This is a genomic window from Hyunsoonleella jejuensis, from assembly GCF_900111025.1.
GTDB classification, from domain to species: domain Bacteria; phylum Bacteroidota; class Bacteroidia; order Flavobacteriales; family Flavobacteriaceae; genus Jejuia; species Jejuia jejuensis.
On the sequence record NZ_FOFN01000002.1, the window covers coordinates 217,777 to 238,775 of the forward strand.

21 protein-coding genes are annotated in these 20,999 nt (G+C 34.9%); 10 read left to right on the plus strand and 11 right to left on the minus strand.

Features of this window, described 5'->3' with window-relative positions; all coding sequences use genetic code 11:
• Nucleotides 1–3: 3 nt before the first annotated feature.
• The 3 genes from BMY39_RS07690 to BMY39_RS07700 all read right to left on the minus strand — a co-directional run bounded on the left by BMY39_RS07690 (nucleotide 4) and on the right by BMY39_RS07700 (nucleotide 2,416).
• The gene (locus BMY39_RS07690) at nucleotides 4–909 is read right to left on the minus strand and encodes a TIGR01777 family oxidoreductase (RefSeq protein ID WP_092578260.1); all 906 of its coding nucleotides are present in this window, start codon (nucleotides 907–909) and stop codon (nucleotides 4–6) included.
• A gap of 117 nt (nucleotides 910–1,026) precedes the next feature.
• A complete protein-coding gene (mnmD, locus tag BMY39_RS07695) occupies nucleotides 1,027–1,755 on the minus strand; it encodes a tRNA (5-methylaminomethyl-2-thiouridine)(34)-methyltransferase MnmC2 (RefSeq protein ID WP_092578262.1) in 729 nt (242 codons plus the stop codon).
• A 157-nt stretch (nucleotides 1,756–1,912) separates the two neighbouring features.
• Complete coding sequence (locus BMY39_RS07700) at nucleotides 1,913–2,416, minus strand: DUF4920 domain-containing protein (RefSeq protein ID WP_092578264.1); 504 nt, start codon at nucleotides 2,414–2,416, stop codon at nucleotides 1,913–1,915.
• A gap of 91 nt (nucleotides 2,417–2,507) precedes the next feature.
• Here BMY39_RS07700 and BMY39_RS07705 point away from each other — a divergent pair, with 91 nt between their 5' ends.
• Entirely contained in the window at nucleotides 2,508–3,572 is a 1,065-nt protein-coding gene (locus tag BMY39_RS07705; RefSeq protein WP_177176567.1) for a branched-chain amino acid aminotransferase, read from the plus strand.
• 98 nt (nucleotides 3,573–3,670) lie between these two features.
• Here the strand turns inward: BMY39_RS07705 and BMY39_RS07710 are convergent, their stop codons facing one another.
• Complete coding sequence (locus BMY39_RS07710; RefSeq protein ID WP_092578266.1) at nucleotides 3,671–4,057, minus strand: pyrophosphohydrolase domain-containing protein; 387 nt, start codon at nucleotides 4,055–4,057, stop codon at nucleotides 3,671–3,673.
• A gap of 498 nt (nucleotides 4,058–4,555) precedes the next feature.
• Entirely contained in the window at nucleotides 4,556–6,589 is a 2,034-nt protein-coding gene (locus tag BMY39_RS07720; protein ID WP_092579158.1) for a dipeptidyl-peptidase 3 family protein, read from the minus strand.
• Between the two features lie 185 nt (nucleotides 6,590–6,774).
• On the opposite strand from BMY39_RS07720, the gene BMY39_RS07725 reads away from it, so the two are divergent.
• The 3 genes from BMY39_RS07725 (at nucleotide 6,775) to BMY39_RS07735 (ending at nucleotide 9,306) form a co-directional block, all read left to right on the plus strand.
• A complete protein-coding gene (locus BMY39_RS07725; RefSeq protein ID WP_092578270.1) occupies nucleotides 6,775–7,794 on the plus strand; it encodes an SRPBCC family protein in 1,020 nt (339 codons plus the stop codon).
• 3 nt (nucleotides 7,795–7,797) lie between these two features.
• A complete protein-coding gene (gene crcB, locus BMY39_RS07730) occupies nucleotides 7,798–8,163 on the plus strand; it encodes a fluoride efflux transporter CrcB (RefSeq protein ID WP_092578273.1) in 366 nt (121 codons plus the stop codon).
• Nucleotides 8,164–8,289: 126 nt separating this feature from the next.
• On the plus strand, nucleotides 8,290–9,306 hold the full coding sequence (locus BMY39_RS07735; protein ID WP_177176568.1) for a DUF3500 domain-containing protein: 1,017 nt from the start codon (nucleotides 8,290–8,292) through the stop codon (nucleotides 9,304–9,306).
• A 23-nt stretch (nucleotides 9,307–9,329) separates the two neighbouring features.
• On the opposite strand, the gene BMY39_RS07740 is transcribed toward BMY39_RS07735, so the two are convergent.
• Both BMY39_RS07740 and BMY39_RS07745 read right to left on the minus strand, forming a co-directional pair.
• Nucleotides 9,330–10,082 (minus strand): DUF1684 domain-containing protein, encoded by a 753-nt coding sequence (locus BMY39_RS07740; RefSeq protein WP_317039333.1) that lies wholly within the window; start codon nucleotides 10,080–10,082, stop codon nucleotides 9,330–9,332.
• Nucleotides 10,082–10,609 carry a DUF4252 domain-containing protein gene (locus BMY39_RS07745; protein ID WP_092578277.1) on the minus strand — a complete coding sequence of 176 codons (528 nt, stop codon included), beginning with the start codon at nucleotides 10,607–10,609 and terminating at the stop codon, nucleotides 10,082–10,084. Before BMY39_RS07745 ends, BMY39_RS07740 begins: the two co-directional genes overlap by 1 nt.
• 276 nt (nucleotides 10,610–10,885) lie before the next feature.
• On the opposite strand from BMY39_RS07745, the gene BMY39_RS07750 reads away from it, so the two are divergent.
• Genes BMY39_RS07750 through BMY39_RS07760 form a run of 3 tightly spaced genes read left to right on the plus strand, consistent with a single transcriptional unit; the run spans nucleotide 10,886 to nucleotide 13,443 of the window.
• Nucleotides 10,886–12,097 carry an MDR family MFS transporter gene (locus BMY39_RS07750; RefSeq protein WP_092579162.1) on the plus strand — a complete coding sequence of 404 codons (1,212 nt, stop codon included), beginning with the start codon at nucleotides 10,886–10,888 and terminating at the stop codon, nucleotides 12,095–12,097.
• Entirely contained in the window at nucleotides 12,097–13,062 is a 966-nt protein-coding gene (locus BMY39_RS07755) for a YpdA family putative bacillithiol disulfide reductase (RefSeq protein ID WP_092578279.1), read from the plus strand. Before BMY39_RS07750 ends, BMY39_RS07755 begins: the two co-directional genes overlap by 1 nt.
• A 3-nt stretch (nucleotides 13,063–13,065) precedes the next feature.
• Nucleotides 13,066–13,443 (plus strand): VOC family protein, encoded by a 378-nt coding sequence (locus BMY39_RS07760; protein WP_092578281.1) that lies wholly within the window; start codon nucleotides 13,066–13,068, stop codon nucleotides 13,441–13,443.
• Nucleotides 13,444–13,497: 54 nt separating this feature from the next.
• On the opposite strand, the gene BMY39_RS07765 is transcribed toward BMY39_RS07760, so the two are convergent.
• Nucleotides 13,498–13,941, minus strand: a complete 444-nt coding sequence (locus tag BMY39_RS07765) for an Lrp/AsnC family transcriptional regulator (protein WP_092578283.1) — start codon at nucleotides 13,939–13,941, stop codon at nucleotides 13,498–13,500.
• Nucleotides 13,942–14,065: 124 nt separating this feature from the next.
• On the opposite strand from BMY39_RS07765, the gene BMY39_RS07770 reads away from it, so the two are divergent.
• Entirely contained in the window at nucleotides 14,066–14,458 is a 393-nt protein-coding gene (locus BMY39_RS07770; RefSeq protein ID WP_092579164.1) for a hypothetical protein, read from the plus strand.
• Here BMY39_RS07770 and BMY39_RS07775 read toward each other — a convergent pair.
• Both BMY39_RS07775 and BMY39_RS07780 read right to left on the minus strand, forming a co-directional pair.
• The gene (locus BMY39_RS07775) at nucleotides 14,455–14,886 is read right to left on the minus strand and encodes a hypothetical protein (RefSeq protein ID WP_143064753.1); all 432 of its coding nucleotides are present in this window, start codon (nucleotides 14,884–14,886) and stop codon (nucleotides 14,455–14,457) included. The two genes, BMY39_RS07770 and BMY39_RS07775, sit on opposite strands and share 4 nt — an antisense overlap.
• Before the next feature lie 54 nt (nucleotides 14,887–14,940).
• A complete protein-coding gene (locus BMY39_RS07780) occupies nucleotides 14,941–18,378 on the minus strand; it encodes a methylmalonyl-CoA mutase family protein (RefSeq protein WP_092578287.1) in 3,438 nt (1,145 codons plus the stop codon).
• A 142-nt stretch (nucleotides 18,379–18,520) separates the two neighbouring features.
• Here BMY39_RS07780 and purU point away from each other — a divergent pair, with 142 nt between their 5' ends.
• Both purU and BMY39_RS07790 read left to right on the plus strand, forming a co-directional pair.
• The gene (gene purU / locus BMY39_RS07785; RefSeq protein ID WP_092578289.1) at nucleotides 18,521–19,375 is read left to right on the plus strand and encodes a formyltetrahydrofolate deformylase; all 855 of its coding nucleotides are present in this window, start codon (nucleotides 18,521–18,523) and stop codon (nucleotides 19,373–19,375) included.
• Between the two features lie 149 nt (nucleotides 19,376–19,524).
• Nucleotides 19,525–20,232, plus strand: coding sequence for a DUF4197 domain-containing protein (locus BMY39_RS07790; protein WP_092578291.1), 708 nt, complete (start codon nucleotides 19,525–19,527; stop codon nucleotides 20,230–20,232).
• 75 nt (nucleotides 20,233–20,307) lie between these two features.
• On the opposite strand, the gene BMY39_RS07795 is transcribed toward BMY39_RS07790, so the two are convergent.
• Nucleotides 20,308–20,823, minus strand: coding sequence for a hypothetical protein (locus BMY39_RS07795; RefSeq protein ID WP_092578293.1), 516 nt, complete (start codon nucleotides 20,821–20,823; stop codon nucleotides 20,308–20,310).
• Nucleotides 20,824–20,999 lie beyond the last annotated feature (176 nt).

Sequence of the window (20,999 nt, forward strand, 5' to 3'; positions counted from 1 at the left end):
AATTTAACCTAATAAATCCTTTAAGGCTTGCTCTAAATAATTATACTCGAACTCAAACCCTTTACTTTCTATTTTTTTAGAGCTCACACGCTGACTTTCAAATAGAATGATATGCATTTCTCCTAAAACTAATTTCATTAAAAATTTTGGAATGTTTGGTAGAAATAAAGGTCTACAAAGCACTTTTGCCGCTGTTTTTGTAAGCTCTTTGTTCGTAACAGGATTAGGTGCAACGCCGTTGTAAACACCTTCTAAATCATTCTCTAAAATAAATACAAATACACGTGATAAATCCTCAATATGAATCCATGACTGCCATTGTTTTCCACTTCCAAAAGCTGCACCTGCACCAAACTTTATTGGTTTTGTAATTTCTTTTAGCGCACCTCCTTTATCTGACAACACCAAACCAATGCGAACTTTCGAGACTTTAATATTTACTTTTGAAAAACCATCAACGGCTTGTTCCCAAGCTTGCACTACTTCTCCAAGAAATGAATTGCTAACCTCTTTATGGGTTTGATCGTAATAATTAGTCAATGAATCTGGATAAATTCCAATAGCACTTGCTGACACAATTTGTTTTATGTTATGCGATTCACCTTTTAAAGTATCAATAAGTAATTGAGTGCTCTCTACTCTACTATTAATAACTTCTTTTTTATAAGCTTCTGTCCACCGTTTTGAGATTGAGGCTCCAGCTAAATGAATAATAGCATCAACACCTTTAAAACAGTTTATATCTATTTCTCGAGTATCTACATTCCAGTAGAATCCTTTGTAGTTGTCATCTTGAGAGATTTTAGATTTGCGGGTTGTGAGGTAATTGACTTGTATGTTTTTTGCATGACAGCGTTTGACAATTTCCTGTCCGACCAATCCCGTAGCTCCTGTAATTAAAACGCGCATCTTCTTTTTTGTATAAATTTACGAAATGGTATAGGCTAAGACCGAAAGTTTAAGTTAGGTTTAACAGAAATCGTTTGAAGTTTTTAATTTTCTTGTAAAGGTTTTTAAGACTACAATTTATTTTGTTGCACGAAGCATTTCTCGCTTTCCTGGAGGCCCTGGTAATCGTTCTACTGTAAAACCTACGGATTGCATTGCGCGACGCACACTACCTTTTGCTGAATAGGTTACTAAAACACCTTTTGGCTTTAGAGCTACGTACATTTTTTGGAATATAGCCTCAGTCCACAGTTCGGGTTGTACTCTGGCTCCAAATGCATCAAAATAAACCAGATTGAATTTATTTTCATCACTTATTTCATCAAACATTTTTTGCTGTTTAGTCAACTGAAAACTTTGACTTAAATTAAACTGCTTTTCCCAATTTGAATTGTGCATGTTTTGGAATACTTCTGCTCTGCTATCTGCCTTTAATTCTGAAAGGTAATTAAGATGTTTTATTTCATTAGATGCTAAAGGGTAACCTTCTACTCCAACATAGTCAATATTTAGGTTAAGCTTTTCGGCTTCTAAATAGGTGATGAAAGCGTTGAGACCAGTACCAAAACCTATTTCTAAAATGGAAATGCTTTGAGACTTCTCGACTGCGCTCGAAGTGACATTGGATTGGTTTTTTTTTATAGATCCTGAAACAAGTTCAGGATGACAAAGCTGATGTAACCCATATTTTATAAAAACGTGATATGCTTCTTGTATGGCGCCATGTTTGGAATGATATTGTTCGTTCCATTCTGGAATATGAATGGTTGAAGACCCATCGGCGGTAATTATAATTTCACGTTTCATGTTATACTACAAATGCAAAATGTTTCTTTTGCGTTAGGGATTGAACGGTCTGTTTGAGCTCCTCGCAGAGAGCGAGTAGTGAAAGCCCGACCCTTGTGGTAACGCCCGCCTTTTGATACAATTCTTCATACTTCAGAATCCCTCAAGGCCACAAAATTTATTGAGCCACTAAAACACCATCGGCTTCGAAAGAATAGGTGCGCTTAGGTTCTGTTATTTCTGCAATTTCTTCGGCAGACTTACCTGCATCTTCAGCGTAATGGCGCTGTTCATCAACTGAAACTTCTTTTATATAAGCTTTACCGTTTATCACAACTTCTTTACCGGCAATATCTTTTGGTACGAAAAAGCCATAATCTTTAAATTTCACCATGACTTCTTTGTCTTCGCCTAAATCTAAAGTCATCCAACATCCTTTGGCTTGACAAACTTTATTCACCTTTGCTTTCATCTTAGTATCGATACTATCGCCTTCTGCCATTGAAGCATAATGCGCTGCCATAGATTTGGCGATAACAGCATCGTTAGAAACGATTTCTTTACCGAAAGATACATACGCAATATCGCTATTTTGGTTAGTTTCAGTATTGGTTTCGGTTGATTTCTTTTTGCAAGAACTTAGTGTTAAACCACAGATTATCAATAGTATTACGAATCTCATAATATGAAAATTTTAATTTTAAAGCATTTATGTAAATATACCGCTTTTTTGAGAATGAATTTTATAAATTTGTAAGCTAAATTAGCAAGATATGAGTACTATAATCAACGACATTGAGATTATAAAAACGAAATCCAGCAAAATAAATGCCGTGGATTTTGACGATTTGAAGTTTGGGAGTGTATTTTCAGACCACATGCTCGTATGCGATTATAAAGATGGTAAATGGCATAAGCCTAAAATTATGCCTTACGCACCATTAACTTTAGATCCATCGGCTAAGATTTTCCACTACGGACAATCTATTTTTGAAGGTATGAAAGCTTACAAAGATGATGCTGACAATGTCTGGTTGTTTAGACCTGAGGATAACTGTAAACGTTTAAATATATCAGCGAAACGTTTGGCAATTCCAGAGTTACCTGAAGCATATTTTATGGAAGGTTTAGTTGCATTATTACAATTAGATAAAGATTGGATTCCAACAAAAGATGGAAGCTCGCTATATATTCGTCCGTTTATGTTTGCGTCAGGGCAAGGGTTTCATGCCTCTCCTGCCGACGAATACAAGTTTATTATTTGTACAGCGCCTTCAGGTTCTTATTTTTCAGGAGAAGTAAAGGTTTTAATTGAAGAAAAATATTCAAGGTCTGCAGATGGTGGTGTTGGTTTTGCTAAGGCTGGTGGAAATTATGCGGGTCAGTTTTACCCAACACAACTAGCAAAGGAAAAGGGTTACCAGCAAGTCATCTGGACAGACGACCATAAACACGAATATATAGAAGAGGCTGGTGCGATGAACATTTTTGTTCGTATAGGTGATACGTTAATTACTGGACCAACAAGCGATAGAATTTTGGACGGAATTACACGTAAAAGTATTATACAGCTAGCTGAAAGTGAAAATATTCCTGTAGAAGTTAGAAAGTTAACGGTATCTGAAGTTGTTGATGCCGCTAAAAATGGTTCATTAAAAGAAATGTTTGGTGCAGGTACTGCTGCCGTAATTTCGCCTATTTCTGGTTTTGGTTATAAAGGTGTAGATTACGACTTACCTAAGCTAGAAAGTACTTATGCGGAATATTTAAAGAAACGTATTACGGATATTCAAACTAATAAAGCTGAAGATCCATTTGGATGGAGATATAAGGTATAACAGCCCTCTCCTATCCTCTCCCAAAGGAAGAGTGATACTCAAACTTATAAAAAAGAGGAGCAAATTGCTCCTCTTTTTTTTTATTCTAAATGACAAAGTTATTTCTCTAAAATAGCTTTAATATTTGGCTTGAAATAATTTGGACCTTTAAGGACTTTACCGTCCTCACGGTAAATAGGTTGTCCGTCTTCCCCAAGTTTACTCATGTTACTGCGTTGAATTTCATCAAACACTTCTTCTATTTTATGTTGCAATCCGTGCTCTATGATAGTACCGCACAGTATATAAAGCATATCACCTAAAGCATCAGCAACCTCTACCAAATCATTATTATTTGCAGCATCAAAATACTCTTCGTTTTCCTCTCGCATCAATTTATAGCGTAGTACATTTTTTGCTAATCCTAAATCTGCTTTTGGTGTTTCCCTATGTCCTATTTTAAAAGCTGCATGAAATGCTTTTACCGCTTCAATTTTGTTTTTCATCTGTTGTATTTTACTTAAATTTGCATAAAAGTAAATATATGTTCAGTAACGGTCAAATCATTTTCGGAATTATATTTTTTGTGGTCTTTGCCATTATTATTGGTTTCACTTACCGCAAGGATTTAAAGTTACATAAACGTTTTTACGCTGGTAGCATTTGGATACTTATCGCCTTTATTTCGTTTATTTTATTTATTGCCGCTATCAAGTTTTTGTTTAAATAAACTCCATCTTACTGGGAATTTCTTCTGCTCACTTGTTATATAACAAAAGAGAATTGTGATTTTTTCTAGTATTTATTAAAATATAGAATGATTTCACGCAACCTTTTTTAAAAAATTACATCCTAATAATAACATCAGCAGCAAATCAACATGAAGATATTACTAATAATTAGCTTACTCATTGTTGTGAACTTAATACTTTTAGCTTTTAGTGTTAATAAAAAAACAGAACCTTAATTTAGGTTCTGTTTTTTGATTTTATAGCGGTTAAATCTTAATTCACTTCTGGCAAATAGCTGTAGTTTTCACTGTAGTTTAGCATTTGTTCAGCAAATGTTTTAGGTTGCTCAATACGAATTGTAGTAATTTCACCATTTTCATTATCTGCTTCCAAAATAGGGTTTACAAAACCACTATAGGGCGCAGAGGTAAACTGCTTGTTACGTTCTAGAACTTCTGCATGAATTTCTTGATCTACTTTTACACCGTAAGTCTCAACCAATGCTTCAACAGCTGCATAATCACCTTCCGATTTGATACGCTGTGTCTCGCGTAACAATTGTCCAAATAGATTGTGTAACTTATCGTAGTCCTTAATATTAAAATAGGTTTTACCATCCTTGGTTACCTTTTCAATAACATTATCTTTTTGTCCTTTTTCAAACACCCAAGCAGATACCCATTGTCTATTTCGCATGTGTGCTTCTTCAACATCATCGCCTAAATTTAGTCTTATCAATTGAGTCATTAAGCCATTTCTTATGTAACCATCATAAGCTGCCATTCCAACCTTTTTCCAATCGTCAACTAAACCTAGTTCCTGTAATTTAGGATTATACAAGTAATAGAGCCCCACTAAATCTGCACGACCTTCCTCTAAAGTTGAGGCATAATTTTTTAATGTTTCTTTGGTCTCTCCTACTCCAGGATTTAACTGTCCAGAAGCGTGACCAATAACCTCATGTAAAGCTGTATGCAATTTATCTGCCAATTGACCATATTTCTTTTCTAATTCATACTCTTCTTCATCATGCACAAACTCCTTTAAACGTCCTGTGCTTCCGGCATTATTATAAGCGTTAATAATATTTCCAAGGGAAACAGATTTACTACCTACTGCGGCACGAATCCAGTTGGCATTTGGTAAATTAACGCCTATTGGCGTACTTGGAGATGCATCACCAGCTTCTCCAGCCACGTTTACAACTTTGTACGTTACACCAACAACATTTTTCTTTTTGTGCTCATCCATCAATGTTGAATTATCCTCAAACCACTGTGCGTTATCCGATAACACTTTCATTTTTTGGGACATGTCAAAATCATTAATCTGTACGATGGTTTCGTAAGAGCCTCTATATCCAAGCGGATCATTATATACTTCAATAAAAGAGTTTATATAGTCAATATTACCCTTAGTAGCAGCAGTCCAAGCTACGTTATAATCATCCCAAGTTTGTAGATCTCCTGTTTTGTAATAATCTATCAACAAACCAAGCGCATCACCTTGTGCCTTGTTTTCGGCAACACCTTCTGCCAATTCCAGCCATTTAATGATTTCGTCTATGGCTTCACCATACAACCCACCAGATTTATATACACGTTCTTTTAAAACACCATTTTCTTTAACCAATTTGGAGTTTAGGCCAAAAGACAAAGGCTTCTTTGGATTTGGTGATTTTTTCTGCTTGTAGTAATTAATAACATCAGCATTCGTAACATTTGGTCCATAAAAATTTACCGCAGATAAGGCTACGTTATCCACCCCTTTCGCTTGATTTACTTTTTTAGCGTCTTTGTCATTAAAGATCACATCGAAAGGTTCACCTTCTAACGTTGTATTTGTTGCTACTAATAACTCATTTAAATACTCTGCAGAAAATCCTGGTTTCAGCTTGTCATTCGAGTAATGGTGATGAATGCCATTACTAAACCACACACGCTTTAAATAGGTTTCGAAAGCAGCCCAATCTTCTGATATTTTATCGCCATTATAGTTTTTATAAATGTTCTCTAAAGCATTTCTGATTTTAAGGTTATGACGATAATTTTGGTCCCACATGATATCACGACCAGCTAATCCAGCTTGCGTTAAATAATACACCAATTTTTGCTCTTTTAAGCTTAATTGTTCCCAACCAGGAATTTGGTAACGCAATATTTTAATATCGGCAAATTGCTCTACATTGTAATCGAAATCTTTGGTGACTTCAGTGTCGCTATTAATTACCTTAGTAGCTGTTTTGTCATTTCCGCAAGACAAAACCAGTAATGCTACCATAAACAGTAGTAAAGATTTTAGTTTCATATAATTATGTTTGTTTTGAATTATTTTCAGAATTTGAGTCAATTATCCGATTTTGATTATTGATTAAAGTAAAAATTCAATATTTAGTTATTGAAAATCTAATTTTAGGATAACAAATGTAATAATTTATTAATCGAAATTTTAAAAATAACTATATTTGTTTTAAACAAACTAAACCTATAAAAATGAAAGCATTAAAGTACATTTTCTTTTTGCTACTCATTGGAATAATTGGGTTGGCAATATATATTGCAGTACAACCAAATTCTTTTGAAGTTACCCGAACTAAAACCATAAATGCACCCGCCCCTGTTGTATATGATAATGTGATTGATTATAAAAATTGGGAAGCTTGGTCTTCTTGGGCTGAAGAAGACCCTGACATGACGATAACACTCCCCGAAAAAACCTCAGGGATTGGAGGTTCCTACAAATGGGAGGATAAAGATGGTGTTGGCACAATGACAACCATAAAGGCTATTCCTAACGAATCCATACACCAAGAAATGCAATTTGCAGATTTTCCGGGATCTGATATAACTTGGAAGTTTATGCCCAATACAGATGGCACTACCGAAACTACATGGACTATTTCTGGTAAAGATTTACCGTTTGCGTTTAAAGCGTTTTCAACGTTTATGGGAGGCATGGAACAACAAATTGGGCCTCATTATGAACGTAGTTTAGAAAAATTAGACAGTATTTTGGTAGCGGATATGAAAAAATACAGCATTACTGTTAATGGTGTTACCGAACACAGTGGTGGATTTTACATTTACAATACCATATCGTGTAAAATTCCTGATATGCCTAAACACATTCAGCAAATGATGCCAAAATTGGGCGATTATGCCATGAAGCATAATATTAAAATGGCTGGTGCACCGTTTAACTACTATCATAAGTGGGATGAAGTTCATAATACCGTGATGTTCTCATGCTGTATCCCAACAACCTCGAGAATTATTTCTACAGAACCTGATATTTTAACAGGACAATTAAAATCATTTAAAGCTTTAAAAACAACGCTTACTGGGAATTATGATAACTTAAAAGAGGCATGGGAAACGGCAATGCAATATATTGCAGACAACGGGCTGCAAACCGATGAAAACGGGCCAATGCTTGAAGCTTATACCAACGACCCCATGGAACATCCAAATCCTGCAGATTGGTTAACTGAAATTTATATTGCCTTAAAATAGCTTATGAAGCAATTGTTGTTTGTGTTTTTAGGAGGTGGCATTGGAAGTGTGCTGCGTTATGTTATTGGTAAGTATTTAAATAGTACAGAGAGTGGTATACCGTACGGAACATTTTTAGCTAATATTTTAGGTAGTTTACTTATTGGGATTATTTTGGGATTAGCTGCTAAAAACGATTCGTTAACCCAAAACCAAACCTTACTTTTAGCCACTGGCTTTTGTGGTGGTTTCACTACATTCTCTACGTTTGCTTATGAAAACCACGTGTTTTTAAGATCTGGAGATTTTACAAGTTTTGCTATATATACTATTGCGAGTTTTATTGTAGGTTTTTTGGCGGTTTTTGCGGGGATGTATCTGGTGGAGTAAAGTTTGATTAAGTCTTAAACGCATTAATTATCCTGAAAAAAGCTTAACTTAGAATCTATTAATATTTAGAACTAGCTATATCTAGCTAGCCCACAAACAAACTAATTTATCTATTCCATGAAAACCATGAAAAAGCTAATTTCACTTTTATCATTTGTAATAATAGCAGTTTGTCTTATCAGTTTAAACAAAACCAATGAAACGACCAAGTTTTTAGATACCCTCGATGAAAATCAGTTAAGCCAAGTACTAATGCCATTTGATGACGCCTCTAGAAAAAAATGGCATTATTTACCTGCTGCATCATGGCCAAGAAAAGGTTTAAAAATTGGTGAATTAAACGATATCCAAAAAAAAGCATTTTCTAATATGCTCAAATCCTTCCTAAGCAAGTCTGGTTATGAAAAAACTCAGGACATTATAGCGTTAGAAAATGTTTTGGTAGAATTAGGCGGCGATCCCGCTTATAGGAATACTGGGGCTTATTTTTTCTCTGTTTATGGCAATCCTAAAACAGATAATTTATGGGCATGGTCTTTTGAAGGGCATCATTTATCATTAAATTTTACAGTAGCGAATGGAACCTTAGCAACAACTCCACGGTTTTTCGGAGCCAACCCTGGAACTATTCCAAAAGGGAAAAGAAAGGGTGAACGAGTGCTTGGAAAAGAAGAAGATTTAGCTTTTGAACTTTTAAATACACTTACAGACAGTCAAAAAAATGAGGTGATTTTTGAAAACGTTGCTTTTCCGGATGTTTTAACTCGTAATGAGACTGAAGTAAAGCCTTTGGAGCCTTTCGGAATTGAGGCAAACAAATTGGATTCAAGACAAAAAGATTTATTGCGAGATATACTGAGATTGTATTTAAGTTCAATTCCTAAAGATTTAGCTGTAGCACGTGAACAAAAAATTAATAAAGAAGAGTTTGAATATATCAAGTTTGCTTGGGCCGGTGCACAAGTTAAAGGCATTGGACATTATTATAGAATTCAAGGAAAATCATTTTTAATTGAATTCGATAATACGCAAAGTGGCGCAAATCATATTCATACGGTGTGGCGAGATTTTGATGGCGATTTTGGGAAAGATTTAATAAGAGCGCATTATCATAATGCTGAGCACCATCACAAAAAAAAATAGAGTTTATAAACTATTCCAATAAATTAATGTTTCTCAAAATCCCTAACACCTGCCTCTACTCTAGTTTTTAAATAGTTTTGTCGTGGCACGATTGGGCAAGAATATTTATCGTTATACGCACAATACGGGTTGTAGGCGCGATTAAAATCAATGGTTAATGCGTTGCCTTTTGGCATTTTGGTATCTATATAGCGTCCGCCGCCGTAGCTTTCTAGTCCGTTAGTTTCATCTAAAAATGGCAGAAAAAGGAATGGTTCATAATCTTCCTCTGCCTTATAATCAAGATTTTCAAATACATCCAAGGTAAAGGTCTCTCCTTTTAACTGGAATGTGACTTCGCCATATTTTATATACATTGGTCTGCGGTCGGTAGTGGTTTTCATTTCAAAAGGTTGCTCTTCTGGCGTTCTTTTAAAACGAGCATCGACTACATACGCTGAGTCGAACTTAAAGAAGTCTAAACCTTCAAAATTCTTTCTGTCTTTTTTCTTTAATGGGGATGTGGATGCATCTTTAAAAAAGGCGTTAAGTTCTTTTTGAAATTCGGTGTCTCCCTGTATGGGTCGTTTTTTTTGCGAGCAACTGCTACAGAATAAAGTCAATCCAAACATTAATAATATTAGGGCTTTGCTCATTGCTGGCTGGTATGCCCGCGTTAGGGATTGCAGCAAGCTACCGTGTAGCGCGGAAAGCCCGACCCCGCGCTTTGAGAGCCACAGCGAACGTGCGGGGTAACGCCCAAATAATTTTACCACTAAAATATTTCCTGTTTCCATTAATTTCCTGGATTAAATGATGGATTTAGGTTTGTATTATAGTTCTGTAGTAAATCGCTAGAAAATGCATTGAAGGTATCCTCATCAGCAAAGGATTTAATCTTTTCTGGATTAAAATTGCCTTGTAGATAATAGGCAGTGGTTTCGGATGCTGAACTATTGAAAATAATAACATCTGTAACGACTGCTCCGGCTTCGCGAACTGAAATAATTCTTGTATGGTCTGGATCATTTTTCCTGTAAACATCTAAATAGCCGCTGTTGGTCACAGCATTCATTTCGGTAATCAAAGTTTGACGTTTTAAAACATTTGTATCCTTAAAGGTGATGTATTTAAAATCATAAATATTCCCAATGGCGTGTTTTACTCCTGGTGAAATATTGCTTAAAACGGCTTTCATAAAATTGGGTACTTGAAAAGATGTTGCGCCCAAATCTGACTTATGATTGTTATAAAAGCCTTGAAAACTACTGCCGCAGGCCGTTAATAAAACACAAAGGCACATTGCTAAAACTGATTGTTTCATTCTAAAAATTCTTATGGTAAAAATACAACTTACAAATATTTTATCTAGATTTGAACTTTCAAATGAAATAAAATGCGTTACAACGTCACAATTTTTAGAAAACAATGGACCTCTTCTTTAAAGAAAGGAAGACGGATTTATTATGTTTTGTGATGCTATAGATAAACGCTTACAGATATTATAAAAGTCCGACTTCATAAAGTCGGACTTTTTGTTTTTATGAACATTTCAACCTTACAAAAATCAATTTATGTAGAAAAATTACACTTAGAATTAATGAAAACACTATTTAACAATTACCTAAATACCTTTAAAGGTTTATCAATAGAAGTTTGGTGGCTTGCTTTAATAACTCTAATTAATAGAGCTGGTACCATGGTAATTCCGTTCTTGTCTTTGTATTTAACCGAAGATTTAAATTTTACGTTTAGCAATGTAGGAACTGTAATGGCCTGTTTTGGCTTAGGTTCAGTTGCCGGATCTTGGCTAGGAGGCAAATTGACTGACCAAATTGGTTATTACAAAGTAATGGTAAGAAGTTTATTGAGTACAGGTGTTTTATTCATTGCCTTGCAATTTTTACATACATTTTATAGTATGTGTTTGGGCATATTTTTGGTGATGCTAGTCGCAGACATGTTTCGACCTGCAATGTTTGTTGCCATGAGTGCCTACAGCAAACCAGAAAATAAAACCCGCAGTGTTACCCTTATTAGGTTGGCTATTAACTTGGGGTTTTCGGCAGGACCCGCTGTTGGCGGATTAATCATCGCTTCAATAGGTTATGGCGGCTTGTTTTGGGTTGATGGCATTACCTGTATTTTAGCTACTATTTTATTGGTTATGGTTTTGAATCCGAAGAAATCTAGAGTTCATGATGACGTAAAAGTTGACCATCCAGAATCGGCTTACAGCGACAAAGCCTTTATTTTATTTCTGGGTGCCATGTTCTTATTCGGGTTTGTCTTTTTGCAATACTTCTCTACAATGCCGCTTTATTATAGAGATAGACATATTTTAACCGAAATTGAAATAGGACTACTTTTAGGTATGAATGGTTTCGTGATTTTTCTTTTGGAAATGCCGTTAATTAGCTGGTTAGAAAACACAGGTTTATCTAAAATATTCTTTGTATTACTAGGAGCTTTCTTAACAGCATTAAGTTTTCTAGTGCTAAATTTTACAAGCTGGAGTGGCGTACTCATTATCGGTATGTTGCTTATGACCATTGGCGAGATGATTGCTTTCCCGTTTTCTAATGCACTTGCGTATGATAGGGCAAGCAAGGGTAACCAAGGAGAATATATGGCGCTGTACACCATTGCGTTTTCATTGTCGCATATTTTTAGCCATAAAACAGGCATGGAACTGGTTGCAAGGTTAGACTATGATAATACTTGGTACATTATTACTGCAATAGGCGGTATTTGTGTATTTTTATTGTTCATTTTAAAACTATATTTAAGTAGAAAAAGAAAGACGGTGTAATGAAAGATGTTATCATAATCGGCGGTGGGCCTATAGGAATTGCTTGTGCCTTAGAATGTAAAAAACGAAACTGGAATTATGTAATTATAGAAAAGGGAGCGCTTACCAACTCCCTTTTTAATTACCCTAAGAATATGACGTTTTTTTCCACATCTGAAAAGTTAGAAATTGATGGTACTCCATTTATAAGCAAAAATCCCAAGCCAAATCGTGATGAGGCTTTGGAATATTACCGTCGTGTTGCAACTTCAAACCATATTAATATTAACCTCTTTGAAACTGTCGAAGCCATTTCTAAAGTTGGTGCTCATTTTAAAGTTGCAACAGACAAAAACAGTTATGAAACCCAAAACATTATTTTAGCCACAGGTTTTTATGATATTCCTAACTTACTAAATGTACCAGGTGAAGATTTGCCAAAAGTAACACATTATTATAAGGAAGCACATCCTTACGCCATGCAGGATGTTGTAGTAGTTGGAGCAAGTAACTCTTCTGTGGATGCTGCATTAGAAATTTATAGAAAGGGCGGCAATGTTACGATGATTATCCGGGGTGAAGGCATTGGAAAGCGTGTAAAATATTGGGTACGACCCGATATAATAAATCGCATTGAAGAAGGCAGTATAAAAGCCTATTTTAACGCTGAAATTTCCGAAATAAAAGAAAATGAAGTAACCTTCACATCTCCCGAGGGCATAAAAACTATTCCTAATGATTTTGTAATAGCCCTCACAGGTTATAAACCTAATTTTGAATTGCTAAATCAACTAGGGGTTAAGCAATCTATTGATGAAAAGCGCCTCCCCGTTTATAACGATAAAACCATGGAAACCAATATTAAAGGTGTGTATCTCGCTGGTGTAATTTGTGGCGGTATGGAAACGCACAAATGGTTTATTGAGAACAGCCGAATACATGCAAAACAGATTGCAGAACATATTGAAACAACTCTAGCTCTTTAAATTATGGATTTGAATCAAATTACTGTGCCTTCTTTAGATGTTGAGAAAGCTATTGATTTTTATGAAACACTGGGCTTAAAATTAATAGTTAAAACATTACCAAAATATGCACGTTTTGAATGTACAAACGGCAATAGCACCTTTTCAATCCATCACGTAGAAGAATTATATAGAGGAACTGGTATTACCATTTATTTTGAAGATACCAATTTAGACGACTTAGTTGCTCAACTTCAAGCAAAGGGTATCAGTTTTGAACGTTTACCAGAAAATAAACCATGGTTATGGCGAGAAGCTCATTTAAGAGATTTAGATGGAAATCTTATCATCTTATACAAAGCAGGTGAAAATAGAAAAAATCCACCTTGGCGCATTAGTTGATTTTCAGGTATTCAGAGTATTCCCTATAGTAATCGGGGTTTTAAAAACAACTCATTATTTAATTGGAATGATTTCCTTTTGCTTAACGACTCTGGACAGCACAATTTGTGTTTTAGATTCGCCATAAATGATTAAGTTATCAATAAATGACTCCAAGTGCTTATTATCTTTTAGCACAACTTCCATCACAATATTTTCATCTCCTGTTATTCTGTAACAATTAACAACTTCATCAAGAGATTTTACTTTATCCAAAAATGGTTTTAATTTTCCCATAAATGCCCTTAGCGTAATAATTGCTCTTAGCTGATAGCCAATTTCAAATGGAGAAACAAGCGCTTTATAGCCTTCAATAATTCCCATATCTTCCATTTTTTTAATACGTTCAGATACGGCTGGCGAACTTATACCAACTTGCCTTCCAATTTCAGCGTTGGACTGTCTAGCGTTTTCTTGTAAACACTTTAAAATCTTTTTATTAAGAGTGTCAATGTGCATTTAAAGATATTTAACCAATAAAACATAACAATTAAAGCAAATATACACTTTTACTTTAAATATTAAAGTTGAATCTCAATCCTAGTGACTAATTTTGGTGTAATTGCTAATGAAAATAAATAAAATGCATAATACCCCAGTAAATCTATCGGAATTGCCGATTTATCAAAAAGCCATTGAGATTTTTGCATTGTCTCAAAGCATTTCTTCATATTTAAATCAAGACCTATCTTCTTTGAATGATGATGGTTCTGAAGACATCAATATTTACTTTTCTGGTGATATTGTACAGCAGTCTGTTTCATTAGCACCAGAAATTGAAAATGCAGAACGCGAGCGTTATTCAGATCGTAAACACAGGCATGTGGCGTCTTTGAGAAGATTGACTAACATGCTTTATAAAAACTCATATCGTTTAGAAAAAAGCAACAGCAACGGAAAAGACTTTTTACCTGTTTTAAGACGAGAACTAAAGAAATTTAAAAAGTTACAACATCATTGGATGTTAACACTCTAATCTAATTTTACGAACTTTTGCCCGCAAGATTCAATACACTGGTACCACAAAATTAAATCACCGTTTAAGGGTAAATCAAAATATAACTTTACAGAACGAGAGTTGCATGTATTGGGTATAATTTCGCCATCATAGGTAGTATCTGCTTTGGGGTTACTTGTTATTTGGTATGTTCCCATTTCCACATCTCCTACAGCAGTAGACATCACACAGAGCTTTCCATTCATTGTCACACTGCCATCACTAAAAAACTCTATAGTTCTTTGACTATCTAGAGGTTGAAATGTGCCACTACCATCGCCGGGGTCTGATAGCTGCTCTATAAGTTGCCACTTTCCTAAAACCCCAATTTCATTTAATGGATTAGCCTCATCTGATACACAACTAAATATAGCAACCCCAAAAAACACAAAGACTAAATACCTCATTACAATTACATTTATATCATTAGATGTTGAAACGCAGCAATGGTTGCTTAGAAACTACATATTTCTTCGATATTGTCCGCCTACTTCAAACAGTGTTTTTGTAATTTGACCCAAAGAGCAGACTTTACAAACTTCCATCAATGCTTCAAATAGGTTTTCATTATTTATGGCAGTTTGTTGCAGGGTTTTGAGTAACGATTCTGTATTATTCCTATCATGAAGATTTTCTAAGGTTTTAATTTGAAGTTGCTTTTCTTCCTCCGTGGCTCGTATTACTTCCAGAGGTAAAATTGTTGGAGACCCTTTACTGCTTAAAAATGTATTTACACCAATTATTGGAAATTTTCCATTGTGCTTCAAGGTTTCGTAATACAGGCTTTCCTCTTGTATTTTACTGCGTTGATACATAGTTTCCATAGCACCTAAAACACCGCCACGTTCCGTAATTCTATCAAATTCCAATAATACCGCTTCTTCTACCAAATCGGTTAATTCTTCAATAATAAATGCGCCTTGTATTGGGTTTTCGTTTTTAGCTAATCCTAACTCTTTATTAATAATCAGTTGAATAGCCATAGCACGACGAACCGATTCCTCCGTTGGTGTAGTTATGGCTTCATCATAAGCATTGGTGTGCAATGAATTACAATTATCATAAATGGCGTAAAGCGCTTGAAGCGTTGTTCTTATATCATTAAAATCAATTTCTTGAGCGTGTAAGCTGCGTCCAGAAGTTTGTATATGATACTTCAACATTTGCGCTCTAGGATTTGCACCATATTTATCTTTCAGCGCTTTAGCCCATATTTTTCTAGCAACACGACCAATAACGGCATATTCAGGATCGATACCATTTGAGAAAAAGAAAGACAAATTAGGCCCAAATTTATTAATATCCATGCCTCTGCTTAAATAGTATTCTACATACGTAAAACCGTTGGATAAGGTTAATGCCAATTGTGTAATTGGGTTGGCCCCTGCTTCAGCAATATGATACCCTGAAATGGAAACAGAATAAAAGTTTCTAATGTTATTTTCGATAAAATATTCCTGGACATCGCCCATTAAGCGCAACGCAAACTCGGTAGAAAAAATACAGGTATTTTGTGCTTGGTCTTCTTTTAATATATCGGCTTGAACAGTTCCTCTAACTTGAGCGATGGTACTTTTTTTGATTTTATCATACACCGCTTTTGGAAGTACTTGATCTCCAGTAACCCCTAAAAGCATTAAGCCTAAACCATCATTTCCTTCCGGTAATTCACCATTGTATCTAGGACGTTCCTTGTTTTTATAAATATTTTGAATTTTGGATTCTACTTCTTTCTCCAACCCGTGCTCTTTGATATAAATCTCACACTGTTGATCGATGGCTGCGTTCATAAAAAACCCTAGTAGCATAGGTGCTGGACCATTAATCGTCATACTTACCGAGGTCATTGGATCTGCTAAATTAAAGCCCGAGTAGAGCTTTTTGGCATCATCTAAACAACATATGGATACACCTGCATTTCCTATTTTCCCATATATGTCTGGACGCATATCTGGGTCGTTACCATAAAGCGTTACACTGTCAAAAGCTGTAGATAAGCGTTTTGCTGGCATACCTGCACTCACGTAATGAAAACGTTTGTTTGTGCGTTCTGGACCACCTTCACCAGCAAACATTCGGGCAGGATCCTCCCCAGTACGCTTAAAAGGATATAGCCCCGCAGTATAAGGAAACTCCCCAGGTACATTTTCTTGTAAACACCATCTTAAAATATCACCCCACGCTGTGTATTTTGGGAGCGCCACTTTAGGAATCTGGGTATGCGATAAAGATTCAGTATGTGTATTAATTTTTATCTCCTTATCTCTTACTTTAAAACTATAGATGGGATTTTTGTATGTATTTACTTTGTCTTCCCAATGTATTAATAATTCCCAATTGTGCGGATTGAGATTCATTTTTACTTTATCAAATTCAGCGATTAATAACTCTAAAAAGTGTTGGTCGTCTTTGTGAACTTTATCTAAGATTTCATCAGTATTTAAACCTGTTTTTACTAAAAAAGACTTCTCGATTGCCCTTGATGACACGTTAACAACAGAACACATCGTTTTAAAAATACCAAACAACTTTTGGGCAACTTCTACCTGTTCATCCACATTTTTATTGTACGCCCTGTTGCTTTCCGCTATTTCAGAAAGATAACGTGTTCTGGATGGAGGAATAACAAATATTTTTTCACTCATTTCTTCCGAAATAGAAAATGAGGATTTTAAATTCGCATTGGCTTTTTCAACCAGTGTGTTCATAACCGCTTTATAGAGTGTATTCATCCCTGGGTCATTAAACTGGGAAGCAATGGTGCCAAATACTGGTAATTCATCTTGAGGTGTATCCCAAAGATTATTATTGCGCATGTACTGTTTTTTAACGTCTCGCAATGCGTCTAGCGCGCCACGTTTATCAAACTTATTTATTGCTACAATGTCTGCAAAATCTAGCATATCAATTTTTTCTAGTTGCGTAGCAGCTCCAAATTCTGGAGTCATTACATATAGTGACACATTAGAATGTTCAATAATTTCGGTATCACTCTGCCCTATCCCTGAAGTTTCCAATATTATTAAATCAAATTCCGCTGCTTTTAAAACTTCAACAGCTTCGTTTACATGTTTAGATAATGCCAAATTAGATTGACGTGTAGCCAAACTACGCATATAAACTCTTGAGTTATTGATGGAATTCATTCTGATTCTATCCCCTAATAAAGCACCTCCTGTTTTTCGTTTCGATGGATCAACAGAAATAATACCAACGGTTTTTTCTGGGAAATCAGTTAAAAATCGTCGTACTAATTCATCAACTAAACTCGACTTTCCAGCACCACCGGTTCCTGTAATTCCTAAAACAGGGATATTAGAATTTTCATTCTTTGATTTAATTTTAGCCAATGTACTTTTTGCTACATCAGGAAAGTTTTCAGCAGAAGATATAACTCTTGCAATGTCCTTGTTATCCTTTTTATTAAGATTTTCAATTTCAACATTTAATTCATCACCAATTGCGAAATCAGACTTTTCAACCAAATCATTTATCATACCCTGTAATCCCATTTCCCTACCATCATCTGGAGAATAAATACGGGTGATACCATGATCCATCAAATCCTTGATTTCAGATGGTAAAATAACACCACCGCCACCGCCAAAAATTTTAATATGATCCGCACCTTTTTCTTTCAGAAGATCAAACATGTACTTAAAATACTCGTTATGTCCGCCTTGATAAGAGGTTAAACATATCGCGTTAACATCTTCTTGAATTGCAGTATTTACAACTTCCTCAACACTCCTATCATGCCCTAAATGAATCACTTCCACACCAGTAGCTTGAATAATACGACGCATAATATTTATGGAGGCATCGTGACCATCAAAAAGTGATGCTGCTGTAACAACTCTTATTTTATGCTTTGGTTTATAGGGCGTTTGCTGATTCATTATTGAAAAATAATTAGTTTATTCACCGCAATTTACGGATAATTCAAAAAAAACAAGAGTTTAAGATACATATTGCAAAATTTATTTGAAAACTAGTCTCGAATTTGTTTTTATTTATTTTTGAGGCGCTAAATAACGCCTCATGAAGAAAATAATTATTTTAATTCATTGTAAAGATCGTCCAAATATAGTGGCCTCCGTTACCAATTTCATAGCGAAAAAAAATGGCAATATTGTATATCTAGACCAGCATGTGGATAGACAACAAGATATTTTCTTTATGCGCATTGAGAGTGAATTTTTGAATGACGACTTTTCTACCGATATCTTCAAAACGTGTTTTAAAAAAGAGTTGGCCGATATATTTGAAATGAAGTGGCGTATTTATTCTTCGGATAAAAAACCTAAAATGGCTTTATTTATTTCGAAGTACGACCATTGTTTATACGATATTTTAGGACGATATAATTCAGGTGAACTCAATTTGCAGATCGCATTTATTATTAGCAACCATATTGATTTAAAGCCTATCGCAGATAGCTTTAATATTCCATTTTATCATATTCCCGTTACTCAAGACACCAAGGACAACGCAGAGAAAAAACAGTTAGAATTGCTGGAATCAAATAGCATTGACTTTATCGTTTTAGCACGATACATGCAAATAGTATCTTCTAAACTCATCGATAAGTATCCCAATAAAATTATAAATATTCACCATTCGTTCCTTCCTGCATTTGTTGGCGCCAAACCCTACCACTCTGCCTATGAACGTGGTGTGAAAATTATAGGGGCCACAAGCCATTATGTTACTGAGGAATTAGATGCAGGTCCAATTATAGAACAAGACGTCTCTAGAGTTACCCATGCCTATACCATAAAAGACCTTATAGCAAAGGGTAGAGACCTAGAAAAAATTGTTCTAGCCAATGCCATAAAGTTACATTCCGAACGAAAAGTAATGGTTTATAATAACAAGACTGTAATTTTTTCTTAATTTTCCATTAGAACCTCATTACCAAATAATAGTCTAATTAATTGAAGCGTGAATTCAGTCTTTACTGGAGAAGGTTCTAACTTTATATTGGATGTCTTTATCTTCTTTTAATACAGAAATGTATCTTTGAAGCACAAAACCCAAATATCATGATACGAAAAATTCTTTCTGTTTTTTTAATTTTCAACGTAATGGCGTGTGCTGAACTGCAAGGTGTAATAGATCAATTACCTCAAGGCGGTGTGCTTACAAATACTGAAATAAGCTCAGGTTTGCGACAAGCCTTAGATTTTGGAATAGATAAGCAAGTAACCAAACTCACCCAAAAAGATGGATTCTATAAAAATGAATTGGTTAAAATTCTTTTGCCCGAAGAGCTAAGAAAAGTAGATAAAGCATTGAGAGATATTGGTTTGAGCAAATTAGCCGACGAAGGTTTAAAGGTATTAAATAGAGCCGCTGAGGACGCTGTAAAAGAAGCAACGCCAATTTTTGTAAATGCTGTAAAAGGTATTACGTTTAACGATGCTAAAAATATTTTGCTGGGTAATGACGATGCCGCTACCCAATATTTAACGGTAAAAACACAAACTGCACTTTACGATAAATTTAATCCAGTAATTAAAAACTCCTTTAATAAAGTTGGCGCCGATGACATTTGGAATAATTTGATTAACAAATACAACACTCTTCCTTTTACAAATGATGTAAATCCAGATTTGACAGACTACGTTACAAACGAAGCCCTAAAAGGTGTTTATACCATGATTGCAGTGGAAGAAAAAGAGATTAGAACTAAAATTGGCTCTAGAACTACAGATTTATTAAAACGTGTTTTCGCGCTTCAGGATAATTAAATTCTAATTGAGTGTCATTCCGATGTTCTTTCAAAAACTATAACAAGTTCAGATCAACAGGGAACTTTACTTTTATTATTCGGTTTTTTTGTACAAGCCGTCAAATGCTACTGTTTTTAATGTGTCGTTTGTAACTGTCTCCCAATATTGGTGCACAGAGCCATCGTTATTTAATGTCCAAGTCACTTTATGATAGTAAGATTCGCCTTTTGCGTTTTTGGCTACATCAGTCTTTAAAATCATTTGGTTACCCACCCTATTTCCTTTTAAGTGTAAACTCCCACCTTGATTATCAATCCATATTTGCTCCCAACGCTTTTTAGCTAGGTTATAGAAATTATTACTAGTACCGGTATATTTACCTTTAGCACTAGTCCAATTCTCTCTTAAAATGCAGTTGTCCTGAATTTTCTCAATGACGTTAGTACCTGCCAAAGACCCATCAGGATTTGTTACCGACCAATTGCCAATCCAAAAATCAAATTCAGCATGGGCTTCAGTACAGCATTTACAATTATTAACTTCAGGAGTTTGCCCGTATGATGCAATTGTAATCAATAGAAAAAAGAAGAGTTTTGGTAAATGTTTCATTAAAAAACACACAAGTAAATATTAAATTAGTTATAAAATTGATAAATTACATTATTATACATTACATTATTAACAAAAAATTATGCTTTTATATAAATTTTTATAAGCGTTCAATCCAATACATTTTTTATTCAACAAAAAATAATTTATATTGCCTTACTCTCGTTAACCATCAA

Coding starts and splice junctions, on each gene's coding strand:
- BMY39_RS07690 (WP_092578260.1), bottom strand. CDS start 909: ATGCGCGTTTTAATTACAGGAGCTACGGGATTGGTCGGACAGGAAATT.
- mnmD (WP_092578262.1), bottom strand. CDS start 1,755: ATGAAACGTGAAATTATAATTACCGCCGATGGGTCTTCAACCATTCAT.
- BMY39_RS07700 (WP_092578264.1), bottom strand. CDS start 2,416: ATGAGATTCGTAATACTATTGATAATCTGTGGTTTAACACTAAGTTCT.
- BMY39_RS07705 (WP_177176567.1), top strand. CDS start 2,508: ATGAGTACTATAATCAACGACATTGAGATTATAAAAACGAAATCCAGC.
- BMY39_RS07710 (WP_092578266.1), bottom strand. CDS start 4,057: ATGAAAAACAAAATTGAAGCGGTAAAAGCATTTCATGCAGCTTTTAAA.
- BMY39_RS07720 (WP_092579158.1), bottom strand. CDS start 6,589: ATGAAACTAAAATCTTTACTACTGTTTATGGTAGCATTACTGGTTTTG.
- BMY39_RS07725 (WP_092578270.1), top strand. CDS start 6,775: ATGAAAGCATTAAAGTACATTTTCTTTTTGCTACTCATTGGAATAATT.
- crcB (WP_092578273.1), top strand. CDS start 7,798: ATGAAGCAATTGTTGTTTGTGTTTTTAGGAGGTGGCATTGGAAGTGTG.
- BMY39_RS07735 (WP_177176568.1), top strand. CDS start 8,290: ATGAAAAAGCTAATTTCACTTTTATCATTTGTAATAATAGCAGTTTGT.
- BMY39_RS07740 (WP_317039333.1), bottom strand. CDS start 10,082: ATGGAAACAGGAAATATTTTAGTGGTAAAATTATTTGGGCGTTACCCC.
- BMY39_RS07745 (WP_092578277.1), bottom strand. CDS start 10,609: ATGAAACAATCAGTTTTAGCAATGTGCCTTTGTGTTTTATTAACGGCC.
- BMY39_RS07750 (WP_092579162.1), top strand. CDS start 10,886: ATGAAAACACTATTTAACAATTACCTAAATACCTTTAAAGGTTTATCA.
- BMY39_RS07755 (WP_092578279.1), top strand. CDS start 12,097: ATGAAAGATGTTATCATAATCGGCGGTGGGCCTATAGGAATTGCTTGT.
- BMY39_RS07760 (WP_092578281.1), top strand. CDS start 13,066: ATGGATTTGAATCAAATTACTGTGCCTTCTTTAGATGTTGAGAAAGCT.
- BMY39_RS07765 (WP_092578283.1), bottom strand. CDS start 13,941: ATGCACATTGACACTCTTAATAAAAAGATTTTAAAGTGTTTACAAGAA.
- BMY39_RS07770 (WP_092579164.1), top strand. CDS start 14,066: ATGCATAATACCCCAGTAAATCTATCGGAATTGCCGATTTATCAAAAA.
- BMY39_RS07775 (WP_143064753.1), bottom strand. CDS start 14,886: ATGAGGTATTTAGTCTTTGTGTTTTTTGGGGTTGCTATATTTAGTTGT.
- BMY39_RS07780 (WP_092578287.1), bottom strand. CDS start 18,378: ATGAATCAGCAAACGCCCTATAAACCAAAGCATAAAATAAGAGTTGTT.
- purU (WP_092578289.1), top strand. CDS start 18,521: ATGAAGAAAATAATTATTTTAATTCATTGTAAAGATCGTCCAAATATA.
- BMY39_RS07790 (WP_092578291.1), top strand. CDS start 19,525: ATGATACGAAAAATTCTTTCTGTTTTTTTAATTTTCAACGTAATGGCG.
- BMY39_RS07795 (WP_092578293.1), bottom strand. CDS start 20,823: ATGAAACATTTACCAAAACTCTTCTTTTTTCTATTGATTACAATTGCA.